Source organism: Bacillus cereus group sp. N6, assembly GCF_016483705.1.
Lineage (GTDB): Bacteria > Bacillota > Bacilli > Bacillales > Bacillaceae_G > Bacillus_A > Bacillus_A wiedmannii.
Map to the genome: position 1 here is coordinate 74148 of NZ_JAEHBI010000015.1, position 17933 is coordinate 92080.

Below are 17933 nucleotides of genomic sequence, written 5' to 3' on the forward strand. Positions count from 1 at the left end.
GGACTAACGCATGACAGTTCTATACAAAGGATCATTAAAACAAAATAACGAACCATTTCACGTTACATTACTAACACTAGAGAACATTGAACAAACCTTATCACTACAAAACGTTGTAGTTGAGGCGCTAGAGGATAAAAGTCGCTTACAGCCACTCTCGCTAGAAGAATTTCAATACATTCTAGAAGGAAACGGCATGATGATCGGTGCTTTTATCGAAAACGAACTCATCGCATTTCGTGCCCTACTCGTTCCTCCTATCGACGACGAACATTTAGGACTTGATATTGGCATAGCAGAAAGCGAACTACATCGCGTCATCTATCAAGAAATTTCAAATGTTCACCCGAACAGCCGAGGAAATGGGATCCAAAAAATATTAGCAACAGTCATCATGGACGAATTACAAAACGAAGATAGCGAATACGATTACGTTTGCTGCACCGTTGCTCCTTTTAACATTCCAAGTTTAAAAGATAAGTTTTCGCAAGGAATGGAGATTGCTGCATTGAAGGAGAAGTATAGTGGTAGTATGCGGTATGTGTTTGTGAAGGAATTGCGTGGAAGCAAGAAAAGAAATTGGACGGATGTTAAGAGTGTTCCGATGAGTGATGCTGTTGGACAGCAAGCTTTACTTTCGAACGGTTATCGTGGGTATGGAATGGAGAAAGTAGACGGAGATTTTGTTGTGAAGTTTGGACGATGATTTATATACCTGAAAAAAAGGAGATGTCTGCTGTGACATCTCCTTTTACTTTCTCTTCATTGAACATATCGATTGCGACTCCAAATATATCAGCGATTTTCGATATATATCGGTGCAATTTCAAATATATCAGCGATTTTTGAATTATATCGACTTACCGACAAGTATTGACAATAATCGCAACCTATATAAATTTCCCCACTAAACCGTCATCTTCCAACTAGATAACGCTAACCAGTTTTCCATCTCCTTATAATCAGGCATTATCTTCCCGACAAGACGCCAAAAAGAGCGATCATGATTTAAATGAACCATATGGCACATTTCATGAACAACTACATAATCAAGTACTCGCTGTGGTGCCATCGCTAGCTTCCAATTGAATGTTAGCTGTAAATTTGAATCACAAGTGCCCCATGTGCGGCTACTATCTGTAATACGTATAGAACGCGGTTTTGTTTTGAAGTTACTTTGATGTGCTTTAATACTCTTCTCTACTAATGACTTACACTGCTTATAGTAAAATCGTTTTAACGCTTGTTGGATTTTCTCATCCTTAAGCTCTTTCACATAAATATGTAGCTTATCTTCTTCAAACACTGCATTGTCTTGCGTAATACTTGCATCTTGGGAGATCTGTATCGGATACGTATTCCCTAAATACAGAAAACCCTCTCCTTGATCATAATCCTTTTCCTGTGGTCCAAGCGCTCGCTCCTGCATTTCCTTACGTGTTTTCTGAATCCAATCCCACTTCTCCTCCAGCAGCTGGACTAAGTATTCAACAGGTGTCCCTTTCGGAGCCTGCACTTCCACATTTCCATACGAATCTACAAAAAGACGCACGGACTTTTTCTTTTTATAATTTATATGAAAATTAATTGTCTCACCTAAATATGTATGTACCATTTCATCACCTAGCGTATTATTTTTACAAATAAAAAAGAGTAGGATACGAACGCCCTACTCTACCTATTATATCATTTACCGCGTTAACCGACTCATTACCCTCTATACTTTACACCTAATCCCTTAATGAAATTCCTTGCGTATCTATCGCCGCACTCTTTGTAATTTTTATGGCCTTTTTTTCTTAATAGGGCTCCTAGTTCTCCCTTTGTTACCGTAACGCCTACGCTATCTAATATATCAAGTACATCCTCACTCGTTAAAGATAGTGCAATTTTCATTTTCTTTAGAAGAAGGTTATTCGCACTCTCTTTGCTTTGTACAGGTGCCGGTTGTCCTGGTTTCGGATCTTGCTTCCCTCTTTTTAAAGTAATAAATCCATTGAAAAATGCCTCTAACATCATCATATCGCATGTTTTTACGTACTCATCTTCGACCACATCATCATTTTCAGCTTCATACTGAGGTGCTCTCTTTATTTTTGTAAGCATATCAACTACATCTTCTTTCGTTACTTCCATACCACCAAGTTTAAAGATTTCTACCATATCTATATCTCTTATATCTAAAGCGTACCTTACTCTTTTTAATATATCGTTGTTGCTCATTGCCATTGTTTTGCCTCCTGAAATGTTGATTATAGTAATGCTTTTAGCATGTGTAAATTAATGTCGTTAAGTTACTACTTTAACATTTTAGGGGGAGGTTTTGTAGCCTTAGGTGGATTAATGGTTGTGGGGATGATTTTATTTATTATTAAGATACTTCTAATAACGAATTTATTGTATTAGAAATTAAGAAAGATCCTATCAATAGAAACGCCTTCAAATACTGTAAAAAGTATTTTAGTTGGTAGTGGGATAGCTCCTTCATTTAAGGATGATATTAATAAAGCAAAAAAGGATGGGGATTTACTATTAATTAACACACTTAAAAATGGACTAACCTAATATAGGTTAGTCCATTTCTTTTTATGCAACTCTAATTTAGTAGGCAACTCAAACGTGAATGTTACGCAAAATTCAGGTGAAATAGATTGATTATGTTTACTTAGGTTTTACTTTTTATTTGTGGTACGGTTCACCGTAACTAATCTAAATGAGGTTATTGTTCATTATTTTTATAATTAAATTTAACAAAAAATGTAGTGCCCTCCGATCCTGTTTGAATTTCTATTTTTGCATTATGACGGGCAGCAATGGCATAACATACACCTAACCCCAATCCAGTTCCATTATTTTTGGTCGTGTAAAATGGAGTACCTAGTTTCTCTAATACTTCAGGCCTGATACCTGTTCCTTGGTCCCGCACTGCAAGCACGACACAATCTCGACCTTCTTTATAGGTGCTAATGGTTAGAACTTTCTCTTTGTCCATCGCTTCTAACCCATTACGGTATAAGTTTATTAATAATTGCCGTACCTCATTACGATTTAAAAGTAATTCCGGAATGTCATTTGTATCGACTTGAATATATTTATTTTGATTATGCGTATCAATCTTTATTAAAGGAATAATATCGCGGATAATTGAATTTAAATCTAACATCTGCAAATCCGATTTCCTTGTATTACCCATTGAGAGAAATTCAGTAATAATAGAATTGGCACGGTCAAGTTCTTCAATCATTAAATTAAAGTGCTTATTATGTTTCTCATAGGTGGGCTCTTCTTTTAATAACTGCAAAAATCCTCGTACTGTTGTCATTGGATTTCTAATCTCATGGCTGATACCTGCTGCCATTTTCCCTATTAAATCTATGTTCGATAACCTTTTCAATTCCTGCTCATATTGCTTTTTTTCCGTTATGTTTTTAAAAATACAAGAAATACCATCATCATACGGGTATGCAATAACTTCGTACCAATATTCATCAGGGGCAGAAAAAAATTCAAAATACACTGTAGTTCGCTCTGACATTACACGATGAAGTTCCTTATACATGACTTCGTCAATGCTATTCGGGAAAATCTCCCATATATTCTTGCCTAATACATCTTTTGCTGTTTTTCTTTGTGGAAAATATTGATGCTTATTTACATACGTAAATTCCCATGTATTATTCAAAGTAAAAAATCCATCTGTAATACTTTCAATCACACTTGTAATTTTTTCATTAGCAACAGCTAGTTCTTTCGTTCGCTCTTCCACCATGCTTTCAAGTCGATCCATATATAACAAGTTTGAAAACGTAGGCGCTGTGGCATCAACGATAGATTTTGCCAGTTGCATCTGGGAATTATCATAATTATGAGCTTTTCCCTCTTTGTCAACGACGATTACCCCTAATACTTCTCCCATTGAAACCAATGGAATCATCAGTAGACCCTTACTATCTATATTTTTTGTTTGAATAACCTCTTGGATCTTAGCTTCATAGCTTTTCTCCATCCAATCCACTTCTGTCCAATCACAGTCCTTGCTTAACTTCGTTGTTTTAATCGTTGTTTTGTCTAGGGGGTCTAAAAGGTGGGCTGCCATGCTGTTACTCTCTAAAATCTGTCCTAAGTAAAAAAAACATTTATCAAAACTCTCCTGTATCGAGGAACACATTGATAAATCACGGGTAACATTTAGTAACAGCTGCTTCTCGGCAATAAGGTTTTCCTTTTGCGTTAAATTATTTGCGTTTTGAATTGCAACCGCAGCCATATTTACATAAGCTTCAACACTTTGAATTTCTGAATTTGTTAAGTTCATTGGAATTCCATAATCAAATAAAAAAACCAGACCAAATAACTCTTGCCCAAATGAGATAGGTAGAGCTAATAAGGACTTAATTTTGAACGCAGCAACTGGTCTCGGATCCGGCCGATGATCCTTTGATGTATCAGGAATATAAATGGTTTTTTGGGTTTCAATAACTTCTTTTGCCAGTAAGTCTATTTCAGGATCAATTACCTGAGTATCGAGCGTTACGCCATTTATTGTCTCTGGTTTTCCTGCAAACCCTCTAAATGTTCCATCTTCCTGGGGTAAATAGATTCCAACAGCGTTGCACTTAACAATCTCCTCTGATATCGCCATTGTTACACGCTGCAATACTTCACGTAGTTCTAATTTTGTATTTATTATTTTTGTTATATTCGCGAGCCTAGAATATCTCGCCTGATCACTTAACATTCACATGGCCTCCAATTATAGGCATAATAAAATAAACATGATACTATCATTGAAAATCAAGACCAACCTACCATTTTCACTTTTCTCCTGTATTCTTTTCTTACCCCTTTTTACATAGAATACCTCACTTACTTATGATACGGTTCACCTTAATTAAAATGAAACAGTGTAACTTTCAAAAGTTACACTGTTTCACTACCTTCTACCACATTCACACTCGCCTCAAACTTATCAAGTAATGCGCGTACTTCATCAGTTGATTTTGTGCTCATCAATTGATTTCTTAGTTCAGCAGCTCCAGGGAAGCCTTTTACATAAATTTTGAAGAAGCGATGTAGTCCTGTGATGGAGCGTGGTAATACTTCTGCATATTGATCTTGAAGATCGAGTTGTAGTCTTAAAAGATCTAAATGTTCTTTACTGCTATGCTCTCTTGGCTCTTTTTCGAAAGCAAACGGATTTTTAAAGATACCTCGTCCAATCATAACACCATCAATGCCGTATTTTTCAGCAAGTTCCAGTCCGGTTTGACGGTCAGAAATGTCTCCATTGATTGTTATTAGCGTATTTGGTGCAATACGATCACGCAATTTTTTAATTTCCGGAATTAGTTCCCAGTGCGCATCGACTTGGCTCATTTCTTCTCTTGTACGTAAATGAATAGAAAGGTTTGCGATATCTTGTTTGAAAATATGCGTTAACCAATCTTCCCATTCGCTTAACTCTTTAAAGCCCAGTCGTGTTTTTACGCTGACAGGTAGTCCGCCTGCTTTTGCTGCTTGAATAAGTTCTGCCGCAACGTCTGGACGTAGAATAAGACCACTACCTTTTCCTCTTGATGCTACGTTCGGTACAGGGCAACCCATGTTAATATCAATACCTTTAAATCCTAACTCTGCCATACCAATACTCATTTGACGGAAATATTCAGGATTATCTCCCCAAATATGCGCCACGATTGGTTGTTCATCTTCTGTAAAAATTAAACGGCCACGTACACTTTTCATACCTTCTGGATGACAATAGCTATCCGAGTTTGTGAACTCTGTGAAGAATACGTCTGGGCGACCTGCCTCACTTACTACGTGACGGAAAACAACGTCTGTCACATCTTCCATTGGTGCAAGTACGAAAAATGGTCGTGGTAAATCATGCCAAAAATTATCTATCATTTCAAATTCAAATCCTCTCACTATGAATACAATTTCAAACTCTCAATAAAGTGAAACTTTAATCAGTGGGGTTTTTCTTCATTCCCCACTGATTATTAGTTGAACCAATCGGACTTTTATGGGCAGTTGATCCCCCACCTAACTTCTTTGCTTTCGCTGAATTTTGAGGTGGGGGTCTTACTGCCCATTAAAGCGGGATAAACCAAAAAGCAGATGGTATAGATTCTCCTATATCAACTGCTTTCCTATTATACCAACTTCAGCCAAGCTACACACTCCACATGAGTCGTATGCGGGAACATATCAACAGGTTGTACTTCCTGCGTTTTATATCCGCCTTCTTCCAGTACTTTTAAGTCACGTGCTAATGTTGCTGGGTTACATGATACGTATACGACGCGTTTTGGTTTCATGTCGATGATTGTGTTTAGTAGTGCATCATCACAACCTTTACGCGGTGGATCTACGACCATTGTGTCGGCGATTATGCCTTCTTTGTACCATTTTGGAATAACTACTTCTGCTTCTCCTACGCCAAATTCAGCGTTTGTCATGTTGTTTAGTGCTGCGTTTCGGTTTGCGTCTTCGATTGCTTCTGGGACGATTTCAACACCGTACACTTTTTTCGCTTTTTGCGCTAGGAATAAGGAGATTGATCCAATTCCACAATAGGCGTCAATTACTGTTTCGTTGCCATCTAATTTTGCATATTCTAACGTTTTATCGTATAACACTTTCGTTTGTTCTGGATTTACTTGATAGAATGAACGTGCTGAAATTGCAAACTTAATGTCACCGATAAAGTCATAAATGTATTCTGATCCGTACAGTACTGTCGTTGTGTCTCCGAAGATTACGTTTGTACGTTTCGTGTTTACGTTTTGAACAATCGATTTTACTTCTGGGAATTTTGCAGCAATTTCTTCAATGATTGCTTTCTTGTTTGGTAATTCTGCTGTACGAGTAATGAAGACAAGCATAATTTCCCCTGTTACTTGTCCGTAACGAGCCATTACATGGCGAAGTGTTCCTTTATTACGCTCTTCGTTGTATGCCGAAATACCGTGTTTTTCACAAATACGTTTTACTTCCTGGATTAATGTATCGTTTTCTTCTGCCTGAATTAAACATGATTCCATATTAATGATGTCATGTGTTCCTTGGCGATAGAAACCAGCGACAAGTCCACCTTCACGTTCTCCAATTGGTACTTGTGCTTTGTTACGGTATACCCATGGGTTCTTCATGCCAAGTACAGGGTGCACAGGAACATCGCTTAATCCGCCAATACGCTGCATAACGTCACGTACTTGTTTTTCTTTCGCTTGTAATTGTCCTTCATATGTTAAGTGCTGAAGTTGACAACCGCCGCACTGATTGTACACTGGGCATTCTGCATCTTTACGATATGGGCTCTCTGCATGAAGCTTCATTAAACGACCGAATGCGAAGTTTTTCTTCACTTTAATAATTTTAATTTGTGCTTCTTCACCTGGTAATCCGTTTTTAACGAAAATAGGATAGCCCTTTACTTTCGCAACACCGGCACCATCATGTGTTAAATCTTCAAATACTACATCTATAAACTCATTTTTCTCAACTGGTGGCGTCATTTTTGTACTCATTTTCCGACCTCTCTTTTTCATAACACTGCGTTACATTTTATCATACTTATATGGTCTATTTCTATCGGAAGAAAAAAAGCTATTGACGATAGTTCTCCGTTAATGTTACGCTACTACTAATTTAATACGGACGATGTTACCTCATATATATTCGATAATATGGATCGAGAGTTTCTACCCGGCAACCTTAAATTGCTGGACTATGGGGAAAACTAATGAATATTAGCCTATGTGCAAAAAAAGACTCATATTGATTAGCTTTCTCTCATAGATGAAAGTGAATCCATATGGGTCTTTTTTTATTTTTATTTTTCTAAAAGGTCAGACATCTTACGTATGACATAAAACCTCTTTGTTTTATTTTTTGTAATATAACGAGCGTTTTATGTACAAACTTTATACGAACTTCTGAAAGGGGCAACTACATGCAATATGTAATGAGCATTATCGGTATTCTTGTCGTTTTAGGTTTATGCTTTGCTTTGTCAAACAATAGAAGTAAAATCAACTTCCGTGCAATTGCTATTATGATTGGTTTTCAAATTTTAATCGGTTGGTTTATGTTTGGCACAAAGATTGGTCAACAAATCATTATTTTCATTGGTAAAGTTTTCAACAAACTAATTAAACTTGGTACGACAGGTGTCGATTTTCTCTTTAATGGAATTCAAAGAGATTTTGTCTTTTTCTTAAACGTACTATTAATTATCGTATTTTTCTCAGCACTACTTTCTATCTTTAGTTATTTAGGTGTTTTACCATTCATCGTTCGCGTTGTCGGCGGTGCAATTTCAAAAATTACTGGTTTACCACGCGTTGAGTCATTCCACGCAGTAAACTCTGTATTCTTCGGTTCAAGTGAAGCGTTAATCGTTATTAAAAACGATTTACAGCATTTTAACAAAAACCGTATGTTTATCATTTGTTGTTCTGCAATGAGTTCCGTTTCTGCTTCTGTTACAGCATCATACGTAATGATGTTAGATGCGAAATATGTACTAGCAGCTCTTCCGCTAAACTTATTCTCAAGCTTAATCGTTTGTTCGCTATTAACACCAGTTGATACGAAGAAAGAAGATGAAGTGATTCAAAAATTTGATAGAACTTTATTCGGTGACAGCTTTATCGGTGCAATGATTAACGGTGCGCTTGATGGTTTAAAAGTAGCTGGTATCGTTGCCGCATTAATGATTGCCTTCATCGGTGTGATGGAAGTTGTAAACTACGTAATTAGTGCCGCTTCAGGTGCAATGGGATATGCTGTTACTTTACAACAAATTTTCGGTTATATACTTTCTCCATTCGCATTCTTAATGGGTATTCCAACTCAAGATATTATCCCAGCTGGTGGTATTATGGGTACGAAAATTGTATTAAACGAGTTTGTAGCAATCCTTGATTTAAAAGATGTTGCATCAACATTATCTCCACGTACAGTCGGAATCGTTACAGTATTCTTAATTAGTTTCGCAAGTATTAGCCAAATTGGTGCGATTGTTGGTACAATCCGTGCCCTTTCTGAAAAACAAGGAAGCATCGTTTCTAAATTTGGTTGGAAAATGTTATTTGCATCAACACTTGCTTCTATTTTATCTGCAACAATCGCTGGATTGTTTATTTAATAAAAAACTCCACCTTACTTCTCCTTTTCCAAAAGGAAATTTAGGTGGAGTTTTTTTACTTTCTTCTATATGTATTTTTATGTAAACCTCACCAGAAAAATATAAGGGTTTTTTCCGAATTATTCCAAAAATGTATTCCCCTCTATATTCTATAGTGATATGATGTACAAGGGTATAATTCAAATTTTTAAAATCGAAAATTTGAATTATTGTCACTTATACGAATGATAATTTCAAGACATAAGTGATGATAATTAAAACACAATAGAAGGATGATAGAATGAAAAAATATACATATATCGCTTTACTTTCTTCTGCTATTCTCGTAGGTTGTAACACTAGTAGCACTAGTGATAAACAAATAAAAGAAGCAACGGCGAAACAAACAGTTGAACAAAAAAAAGCGAAAGCGGTTGAACTGCCTTTAACACAAGGAATTATTACATGGGATCCGTATGAATATAACGCACAAAACACCACGCTTTATACAAAGGACTTAAGAGATTCATTCACACAAGTGCGTTACAATATTTGGCGTACTGCTGATGGTCCTGAAAGCAAACAAACTTTTACTTCACAAGAAAAAGAACGTGACTTTGCCCTCCCACTACATTTAAAATCATTTCATTTAAAACGTGGCGAATTTCAAATTGAAACAGTAGGAATCAAAGAAGATCATACTGAAACAACTCTAGTAACATCTAAAATTACATTCCAGCAACATGTACCCGTATTAATGTACCATGCGATTGAAAAATACCCTGGACCAAGTGATGGGGATTACGGCTTATACGTACCACCTGAGCAATTCGAAAAACATATGCAATATTTAAAAGATAACGGTTATACGATGCTTACATTTGAACGTTGGAATGATATAAATCGTGTAAATAAACCTGTTTTTGTAACGATGGATGATGGTCGAAAAAATAATATGAACGCTCTTCATATTTTACAAAAATTAAAAGATGATAGATTTCAACCTATGGCTACTGAATTCCTTACTGCAAATGAGATAGACAAACCCAATCGTCTATCAACAGATGAGATAAAACAAATGATGGATTCAGGCATTTTTTCTATTCAATCACATACTGCTAATCATACGATGATGGCTCATTCAAGCAATTATGATGAGGAATTACGTAGTTCGAAAGAAAAAATCGAAGCCCTTACTGGTAAAAAGGTCATCGCTCTCGCCTATCCAGTAGGTTCTTATAATGACCCAGCTGTTGAAGAAACAAAAAAACATTATGAGTTCGCAGTAACTACTGATCACGGTAATCACATTACAAAAGGGATGCCAAACGAACAGTACTTAATTAAACGCCACTTTGTAGGGCCTAATACATCAATGGAAAAATTCATATCTCTTATAAAGTAAAACTTGATCAGTAGGGGTTTTGTTCACCCCCACCTAACCTCTTTGCTTTTGCTGAATTCTGAGGTGGAGTCTTACTGCCCACAAATAGCGGGATAAAGTAAACTTTACTAAAAGATGATAGAAATAAGTCACTAACCTATCTCATTACTAAAATGATATGATGAACAAGGGTATGTCCCCACCTCTCTTACAGCGGTGGGGATTTTAAATATAAGTATGCAACATAATACACAATAGAAGGTGATTTTATGAGAAAATACGCAGCAATCGCTTTATGTACGTCTGCCATTTTAGCTGGCTGTAAAAGTAGCAATGTAAACCAGGAACCTAAAAAAGAGAAAAAGGTTCAAGAAGTTAAGAAACAAGAAGAGACTGTGCAAGAACAAGGTAAAATTTCTTATCATCCGATTACACACGAATCTACAAACACTACTATTCATATGACAGATATAAAAGATACTTTAAGTGAGGTACAATATAAAATTTGGCGCACAGCTGATGGGAAGGAAAGTGCTAAATCTTTTTCTTCTAAAGAAAAGGAGAAACAATTTACACTTCCTTTTGACATAAAAGAATTTGAAGGAAAACGCGGTGAGTTTCAAATTGAAGCAATAGGAATGAAAGAAGATGGGAAAAACATTCCACTCACAAAATCTACTATTACTTTCGAGCAAAAGATTCCCGTTCTTATGTACCATGCAATCGATGATTATCACGGACAAGGCATTAAAGATTTATTCGTATCACCTGCTAATTTTGAAGCCCAAATGAAATATTTAAAAGACAACGGCTATACATTACTAACTTTTGAACGTTGGGGCGATATTAATAAAGTAAATAAACCTATCTTTGTTACATTTGATGACGGTATGAAAAATAATATGAATGCATTTCATGTTTTACAAAAACTAAAAGACGATACGTTTAAACCTACAGCAACAGAATATATGATTGTTGATAACGTTGATGTAGAAGGATCACTTTCTACATCTGACATAAAAGAAATGGTTGATTCCGGCATTTTCTCTATGCAATCTCATACTGCAACACATGCAGACTTACCTAAGATTACAAACTATGAAGAAGAATTAAAAGAATCAAAGGAAAAGCTAGAGAAAATAACAGGTAAGCCTGTTATTGCAGTTGCTTATCCATTCGGTCATGTGGATGATAAAGTTGTTGCAGAAACGAAGAAATATTATCAATTTGCGACGACAACAAAACCCGGAAAGTTCATTACGAAAGGTGAACCCGATGAATTACTAAAAATGAAGCGTGTTCGCATACACAATTCGACGACTGTAGAACAATTTGCTTCTTCGATTAAATAACGATGAGAGCTCAATATATTTTGAGCTCTCTTTTTACGCTATATTTATATATATTTTTTGAATTTTCTTGTATTATATATAGTAAGAAATCTTTCAAATTAAAGGAGATTATACATATGTCATTTGAACAAACGTTAGAGAAATATGCTGCCCTTGCAGTCAATGTTGGTGTTAATATTCAACCAGGACAAACATTATCAATTAGTGCACCTCTTGAAGCTGTACAATTTGTACGCCTCGTTACAGAAAAAGCATATAAATCTGGTGCAAAACACGTATATGTGGACTGGAATGATGAGACGTTAACACGCTTAAAGTTCGACCTAGCCCCTGAAGAAGCATTCGCTGAGTTCCCATCTTGGAAAGCACATGCTCGTGAAGAATTAGCAAAAGAAGGTGCTGCATTTATGTCTATTTATGCAGAAAACCCTGATTTATTAAAAGGTGTAGAATCAACGCGTATCGCAACAGCTCATAAAGTAGCTGGTGAAGCAATGAAAGTATACCGTGATTACGTACAAGCTGATAAAGTAAGCTGGTGTGTCATTTCTGTTCCTACGAAAGAATGGGCTGCGAAAGTATTCCCTGACGTTGCACCAGAAGAACAAGAAGCAAAACTATGGGATGCTATTTTCAAAGCTACTCGTGCGGATTTAGAAAATCCTGTGGAAGCATGGAAAGAACACGATAAAACGTTACATACAAAAGTTGATTACTTAAACGAAAAGCATTATAAAGCCCTTCACTATACAGCTCCTGGAACAGATTTAACGATCGAACTTCCAGAAAAGCATGTATGGGCTGGTGCTGGTAGCTTAAATGAAAAGAACGTACCATTTATGGCGAACATTCCAACTGAAGAAGTATTTACAATGCCACTTAAAACAGGTGTAAACGGCCAAGTATCTAGCACAAAACCGTTAGCATTTGCAGGTAATATTATCGATAACTTCACGTTAACATTTGAAAACGGACGTATCGTAGACTATAAAGCTGAAACTGGTGAAGAGGCTTTAAAACATTTAGTAGAAACAGATGAAGGCTCTCACTTCTTAGGCGAGGTTGCTTTAGTACCTCATGATTCACCAATTTCAAATACAAATATTTTATTCTACAATACACTATTTGACGAAAACGCATCTTGCCACCTTGCAATCGGAAGTGCTTATGCTTTCAACTTAGTTGGCGGAAAAACAATGTCTAAAGAAGAACTTGCCGAAAATGGAGCAAACACTAGTATTACACACAACGACTTCATGATCGGATCCGCTGAGCTTGATATCGATGGTATTACAGATGACGGAAGACATGAACCAATCTTCCGTAAAGGTAACTGGGCATTTTAATAAAAACAAAAGGCTATCTTCCACACCGGAAGATAGCCTTTTATGATGCCGATGAAACCTTAAGTCCAATTACTCCTAAAACAATAAAAAGAATACAAAATGCTTGGAATAAGTTAATGTGCTCTTTGAAGAAATACACGCTAATAATTGTAATAAGTAATGTTCCTACACCAGACCAAATCGCATAAGCAATACTTAAATGAATTTTTTTGACAACGATAGCAAATACGCTGAAACAAATTCCATAAAATACGAAAATAAGTACACTTGGAACGAGCTTTGTTAAACCATTTGATAGTTTCATCGCAATTGTTCCAGCTACTTCAAAAATAATTGTAACAAGTAATAATAACCAATATACCATACTAGAATCTCCTTCTCTGTTACCTTATAGAGATTCTAGTATACTACTTATAGTCCTAATGAAATATATTTAATTTCTAAATATTCCTCGATACCGAAATGCCCTCCTTCACGGCCAATACCACTTTCTTTAAAGCCACCAAACGGTGCTTGTGCAACTGATGGAAGTCCATCATTTAATCCGATAATACCATACTCTAATGCCTCGCTAACTTGGAATGCTTGACTAATATCTTTTGTGAAAATATAAGCAGCTAAGCCATATGGTGTATTATTTGCACGTTCGATTACTTCTTCAACCGTTTTAAATTTCGCAACTGGTGCTACTGGTCCGAATGTTTCTTCATTCATACAAAGCATCGTATCGTTCGCCAATCCAATTACAGTTGGTTGCATAAAGTGTCCATCTAGCTCTGCAACCTTATGACCACCAAATAAGACTGTTCCACCCTTTTGAATAGCATCTTCAATATGTTCCTGTACTTTCGAAACTGCATTCTCGTCAATAAGTGGTCCTACAGTCGTTCCATCACCGAAACCGTCTCCTACTTTTAACTGCCCTACTGCCTTTTGAAACTTCTCTGCAAATACTTCATACACTTCTTCCTGAACAAATACTCGGTTTGTACATATACACGTTTGTCCTGCGTTACGGAATTTCGAACCGATTACCGCCTCTACCGCTTTATCTAAGTCCGCATCATTCATAACAATAAACGGCGCGTGACCACCTAACTCAAGTGAAACCTTTTTCATCGTTTGTGCAGCACTAGCCATTAATTCTTTCCCAATCTCAGTTGATCCTGTAAAGGAAACTTTTCGAACACGCCCATCTTCCATCCACGTATCAGCAATTGCTTTCGCACTACCTGTTACAATATTTATTACGCCTTTTGGAATGTCCGCTTCATGGGCTAATTCAGCTAATTTCAAAGCAGTTAAAGGCGTTTGGCTTGCCGGTTTTACAACTGCCGTACATCCCGCTGCAAGCGCCGGGGCTACCTTTCTCGTAATCATAGCAGCCGGGAAGTTCCAAGGTGTAATAGCGGCCATAACTCCAACCGGTTGTTTCATAACTAAAATACGTTTATTCGGATGAGAAGCAGGAATCATTTCGCCATATACGCGTTTACCTTCTTCTGCATACCATTCAACAAAGCTATTGGCATAATTCACTTCACCAAGTGCTTCTGCAAACGGCTTTCCTTGTTCTCTCGTCATAATCGCTGCAATCTCTTCTTTATTTTCATCGATAAGTGTGAACCATTTTTTTAACTTCACTGCACGGTCTGCTGCTGTTAACTTAGACCATGATTTAAAAGCTTCATGAGCAGCATCAACAGCTTGCTTTGCCTCTGTTACCCCACCCTTTGGTACCGTCGCAAATATTTCTTTCGTTGCTGGATTATTTACTTCGATTTGTTCTTGCAATGTAATCCACTCACCATTTATATACATCGCCTTTTTCTCTACATTTACAAATGTCGCTTTTTTATCCAATGTGTTCTTCCTCCTCTATAAGTTTCTTTATCTTCCTAGTGGCAGCAGATTGACTTATTTTTAAAAACTCCGCTACTTTATAACTCGATCCATATGTTTTATATGCTTTCAAAATAATATTCCGTTCTACTTCTTCTAACATTTTATAGAGACTTTGGCCGGACTGTTCAACCGTTGATTCTTGCATCGCTATTGGCAAATCTTCTATCGTAACGATATCATCAGCAGTTATAACAATTCGCTCAATCACATTTTCAATCTCTCTATTATTTCCTTCCCACGGGTAACCAACAAACATTTGCAATGTGCTAGGCGCTAATTTTACATTCCGGCCATATTTTTCGTTAAAGTGCTGTAAATAATGATAAATGAGTGGCAAAATGTCTTCAGTTCTTTCCCTGAGTGGTGGAATTACAATTGGAATGACATTTAGACGATAATATAAATCTTTCCGGAATGTTCCTTGTTTCACCATCATACTTAAATCTCTATTTGTAGCCGCTACAATTCTAACGTCCACCTTTTTTAATTCTCTTCCGCCAATAGGACGAAACGTTTTTTCTTGCAACACTTGCAAAAGTTTCGCTTGAATTTCAAGTGGCATTTCGCCAATTTCATCTAAGAAAAGAGTTCCTTTATGAGCTGATTCTAATAATCCCTTTTTCCCTTCACGATTCGCACCTGTAAAAGATCCACCTGAGTATCCAAAAAGCTCTGATTCAATTAAATTCGTTGGCAATGCCGCACAATTAATTTCATAGAAACTTTCATTCTTCCTGTTACTCACTTCATGTAAATGACGTACTAATCGACTCTTCCCTACTCCTGTCTCACCTAAAACGAGAACTGTACTATCTACCACGGATACTTTCTTGATTGTCTCGACTATTTTTTGCATAGCGATACTTTTAAAAATAAGTCCTTCATGTTCATATGTTTCTCTTAATTCTTTTTTATATGTTTTTAACTGATTATCCATTTCCTCTACCTTTTGACGTAATTGGTAGAGCTCTGTCAGATCACGTGAATAACTAATTACTCTTCTTAAATTTCCCTCATTATCAAAAACAGGCCTTGTACGAACGTGTAAATACTCTCCTGATTTTGTCGTTTGAACGAGTTCAATCGGTCTCTTTTTTTCAATTACTTCTAACGTTGCCGATGGATAAAAGATACCATCCTTCTGCAATTCTTTCACATGCTTACCTACCAACTCTTTAGCAGCTAGTTGATAGTGCCTTTCACATGTACTATTTACACGCACAACGATTCCCTTTTCGTCAGTCACAAAAATTTCGTCAAACGCATATTCAAATACATCTTGTAAATCCATTAACACTCGTTCCTTTTCTCCAACCATCCTAGCCACCCCTAACTTCCAATCCATCGATTCACTTCACTACCTTTATTATAAAGTGAATTTTCTGTATTTTATATAGAGTCAGCTAGAATGTTTGCGATTTATTATTTAACTTTTAAACACGAGCAGTATTCGCTTTCTCATAACAGACTTGCAATGATTCTTCAATTATATTTAATCCTTCTTCAAGTTGCTCACCTGTAATAACTAATGGCATTAACACACGAATAACATTACCGTATGTCCCTGCTGATAGTAGGAGTAATCCGCGTTTATTTGCCTCTGCGCACAAATTAGCTGTTAACGTTTTATCAGGTGCTTTCGTCTTCCGATCTTGAACAAGCTCGAATGCACACATTGCTCCTAAACCACGCACATCACCGATGCAATTATATTTATTTTTCATCTCTTCGAATCGATTCATTACAACTTTTCCTAATTCTATCGCTCTATCATTTAAATTCTCTTTTTCTATTACATCAAGCACTGCTAATGCTGCTGCACATCCTAGTGGGCTTCCTGCATACGTTCCACCAAGCTCTCCCGGCGCAGACTCATTCATAATTTCCTTGCGCCCAATAACACCACTAATCGGTACACCAGCGCCTAATGATTTAGATACCGTAATTAAATCTGGAACGACATCATAATGATCAATGGCAAAATATTTTCCTGTACGACTAAATCCTGTTTGAATTTCATCCGCTACAAATAAGATGCCGTGTTCTGAACAAATATTGCGTACTTCTTGCACAAACTTCTTACTTGGAACGATAAATCCGCCTTCCCCTTGAACAGGTTCCATTACAACGGCTGCAATTGTTTCTGGTGCTACCTCTGATATGAAGAAATTCTTAAACTCTTCAATCATAAAGTCATCGTACTGCTCTTCCGTTAATCCTTCTGGGCGGCGATATTCGTACGGGAATGGTGCTTTATAGACTTCAGGCGCAAATGGACCAAATCCAAATTTATATGGTTTTACTTTACTTGTCATCGTCATTGTCATTAATGTACGCCCGTGGAATCCTTTAGAAAATGCAATAATACCAGGTCTTTTTGTATATTTACGAGCGATTTTCACAGCGTTCTCAACTGCTTCTGCACCACTATTTAAAAATAGTACTTGCTTATCAAAACTTCCCGGCGCTAATGACGCAAGTTTTTCTGCTAATTCAATATATGGCTCATACATCATGACATTAAATCCAGTATGAATGTATTGATCTACTTGTTTATGGAGCGCCTCTTTAACAGCTGGATGACAATGCCCTACGTTAATTGTTCCGATTGCTCCCGCGAAATCAATGTACTGATTGCCATCAACATCTGTTACAAGAGCACCATTTGCAGATTGTACAAACGTTGGGATGCCGTTACTTACTCCTTTTGGTACTATATTTTGGCGGCGTTCTAATAAAGACGCTGCTTTCGGTCCAGGAATTTGTTCATTTACTTTAGCAAATTTTTTTGTGTTCATTACGTACCCCAT

The 17933-nt window shown here is 36.7% G+C and carries 14 protein-coding genes and 1 riboswitch; of the genes, 5 read left to right on the forward strand and 9 right to left on the reverse strand.

Annotation, left to right across the window (positions count from 1 at the left end):
• The first annotated feature begins 10 nt into the window (after nt 1–10).
• Nucleotides 11–706 carry a GNAT family N-acetyltransferase gene (locus JDS99_RS13420; protein WP_098133549.1) on the forward strand — a complete coding sequence of 232 codons (696 nt, stop codon included), beginning with the start codon at nt 11–13 and terminating at the stop codon, nt 704–706.
• A gap of 201 nt (nt 707–907) precedes the next feature.
• Here JDS99_RS13420 and JDS99_RS13425 read toward each other — a convergent pair whose 3' ends face one another.
• The 5 genes from JDS99_RS13425 to rlmD form a co-directional block, all read right to left on the reverse strand.
• On the reverse strand, nt 908–1615 hold the full coding sequence (locus tag JDS99_RS13425) for a M48 family metallopeptidase (protein WP_097889282.1): 708 nt from the start codon (nt 1613–1615) through the stop codon (nt 908–910).
• 95 nt (nt 1616–1710) lie between these two features.
• On the reverse strand, nt 1711–2229 hold the full coding sequence (locus JDS99_RS13430) for a YehS family protein (RefSeq protein WP_097889281.1): 519 nt from the start codon (nt 2227–2229) through the stop codon (nt 1711–1713).
• A gap of 490 nt (nt 2230–2719) precedes the next feature.
• Nucleotides 2720–4738 carry a GAF domain-containing sensor histidine kinase gene (locus JDS99_RS13435; protein ID WP_097889280.1) on the reverse strand — a complete coding sequence of 673 codons (2019 nt, stop codon included), beginning with the start codon at nt 4736–4738 and terminating at the stop codon, nt 2720–2722.
• A 182-nt stretch (nt 4739–4920) separates the two neighbouring features.
• Nucleotides 4921–5910, reverse strand: a complete 990-nt coding sequence (locus JDS99_RS13440) for a tRNA dihydrouridine synthase (RefSeq protein ID WP_199695213.1) — start codon at nt 5908–5910, stop codon at nt 4921–4923.
• Between the two features lie 248 nt (nt 5911–6158).
• Nucleotides 6159–7535 carry a 23S rRNA (uracil(1939)-C(5))-methyltransferase RlmD gene (gene rlmD, locus JDS99_RS13445; protein ID WP_097889278.1) on the reverse strand — a complete coding sequence of 459 codons (1377 nt, stop codon included), beginning with the start codon at nt 7533–7535 and terminating at the stop codon, nt 6159–6161.
• A 121-nt stretch (nt 7536–7656) separates the two neighbouring features.
• Nucleotides 7657–7758, forward strand: a riboswitch (purine riboswitch).
• Nucleotides 7759–7960: 202 nt separating this feature from the next.
• Between rlmD and JDS99_RS13450 the strand changes: the two genes are divergently transcribed.
• The 4 genes from JDS99_RS13450 to JDS99_RS13465 all read left to right on the forward strand — a co-directional run bounded on the left by JDS99_RS13450 (nt 7961) and on the right by JDS99_RS13465 (nt 13218).
• Nucleotides 7961–9157 (forward strand): NupC/NupG family nucleoside CNT transporter, encoded by a 1197-nt coding sequence (locus tag JDS99_RS13450; RefSeq protein ID WP_001200509.1) that lies wholly within the window; start codon nt 7961–7963, stop codon nt 9155–9157.
• A gap of 280 nt (nt 9158–9437) precedes the next feature.
• Complete coding sequence (locus JDS99_RS13455; RefSeq protein WP_097889277.1) at nt 9438–10541, forward strand: polysaccharide deacetylase family protein; 1104 nt, start codon at nt 9438–9440, stop codon at nt 10539–10541.
• A 248-nt stretch (nt 10542–10789) separates the two neighbouring features.
• Nucleotides 10790–11872: a polysaccharide deacetylase family protein gene (locus JDS99_RS13460; RefSeq protein ID WP_097889276.1), complete on the forward strand. Its 1083-nt coding sequence runs from the start codon at nt 10790–10792 to the stop codon at nt 11870–11872.
• 116 nt (nt 11873–11988) lie between these two features.
• Complete coding sequence (locus JDS99_RS13465; RefSeq protein ID WP_048553277.1) at nt 11989–13218, forward strand: aminopeptidase; 1230 nt, start codon at nt 11989–11991, stop codon at nt 13216–13218.
• Nucleotides 13219–13258: 40 nt separating this feature from the next.
• Here JDS99_RS13465 and JDS99_RS13470 read toward each other — a convergent pair whose 3' ends face one another.
• The 4 genes from JDS99_RS13470 to gabT all read right to left on the reverse strand — a co-directional run bounded on the left by JDS99_RS13470 (nt 13259) and on the right by gabT (nt 17921).
• Nucleotides 13259–13582, reverse strand: coding sequence for a DMT family transporter (locus JDS99_RS13470; RefSeq protein ID WP_000263259.1), 324 nt, complete (start codon nt 13580–13582; stop codon nt 13259–13261).
• Between the two features lie 47 nt (nt 13583–13629).
• The gene (gene gabD / locus JDS99_RS13475; protein ID WP_199695214.1) at nt 13630–15081 is read right to left on the reverse strand and encodes an NADP-dependent succinate-semialdehyde dehydrogenase; all 1452 of its coding nucleotides are present in this window, start codon (nt 15079–15081) and stop codon (nt 13630–13632) included.
• Nucleotides 15074–16441, reverse strand: coding sequence for a sigma-54 interaction domain-containing protein (locus JDS99_RS13480; protein WP_097907330.1), 1368 nt, complete (start codon nt 16439–16441; stop codon nt 15074–15076). Before JDS99_RS13480 ends, gabD begins: the two co-directional genes overlap by 8 nt.
• 115 nt (nt 16442–16556) lie before the next feature.
• The gene (gene gabT, locus JDS99_RS13485; RefSeq protein ID WP_199695215.1) at nt 16557–17921 is read right to left on the reverse strand and encodes a 4-aminobutyrate--2-oxoglutarate transaminase; all 1365 of its coding nucleotides are present in this window, start codon (nt 17919–17921) and stop codon (nt 16557–16559) included.
• Between the last annotated feature and the right edge of the window lie 12 nt (nt 17922–17933).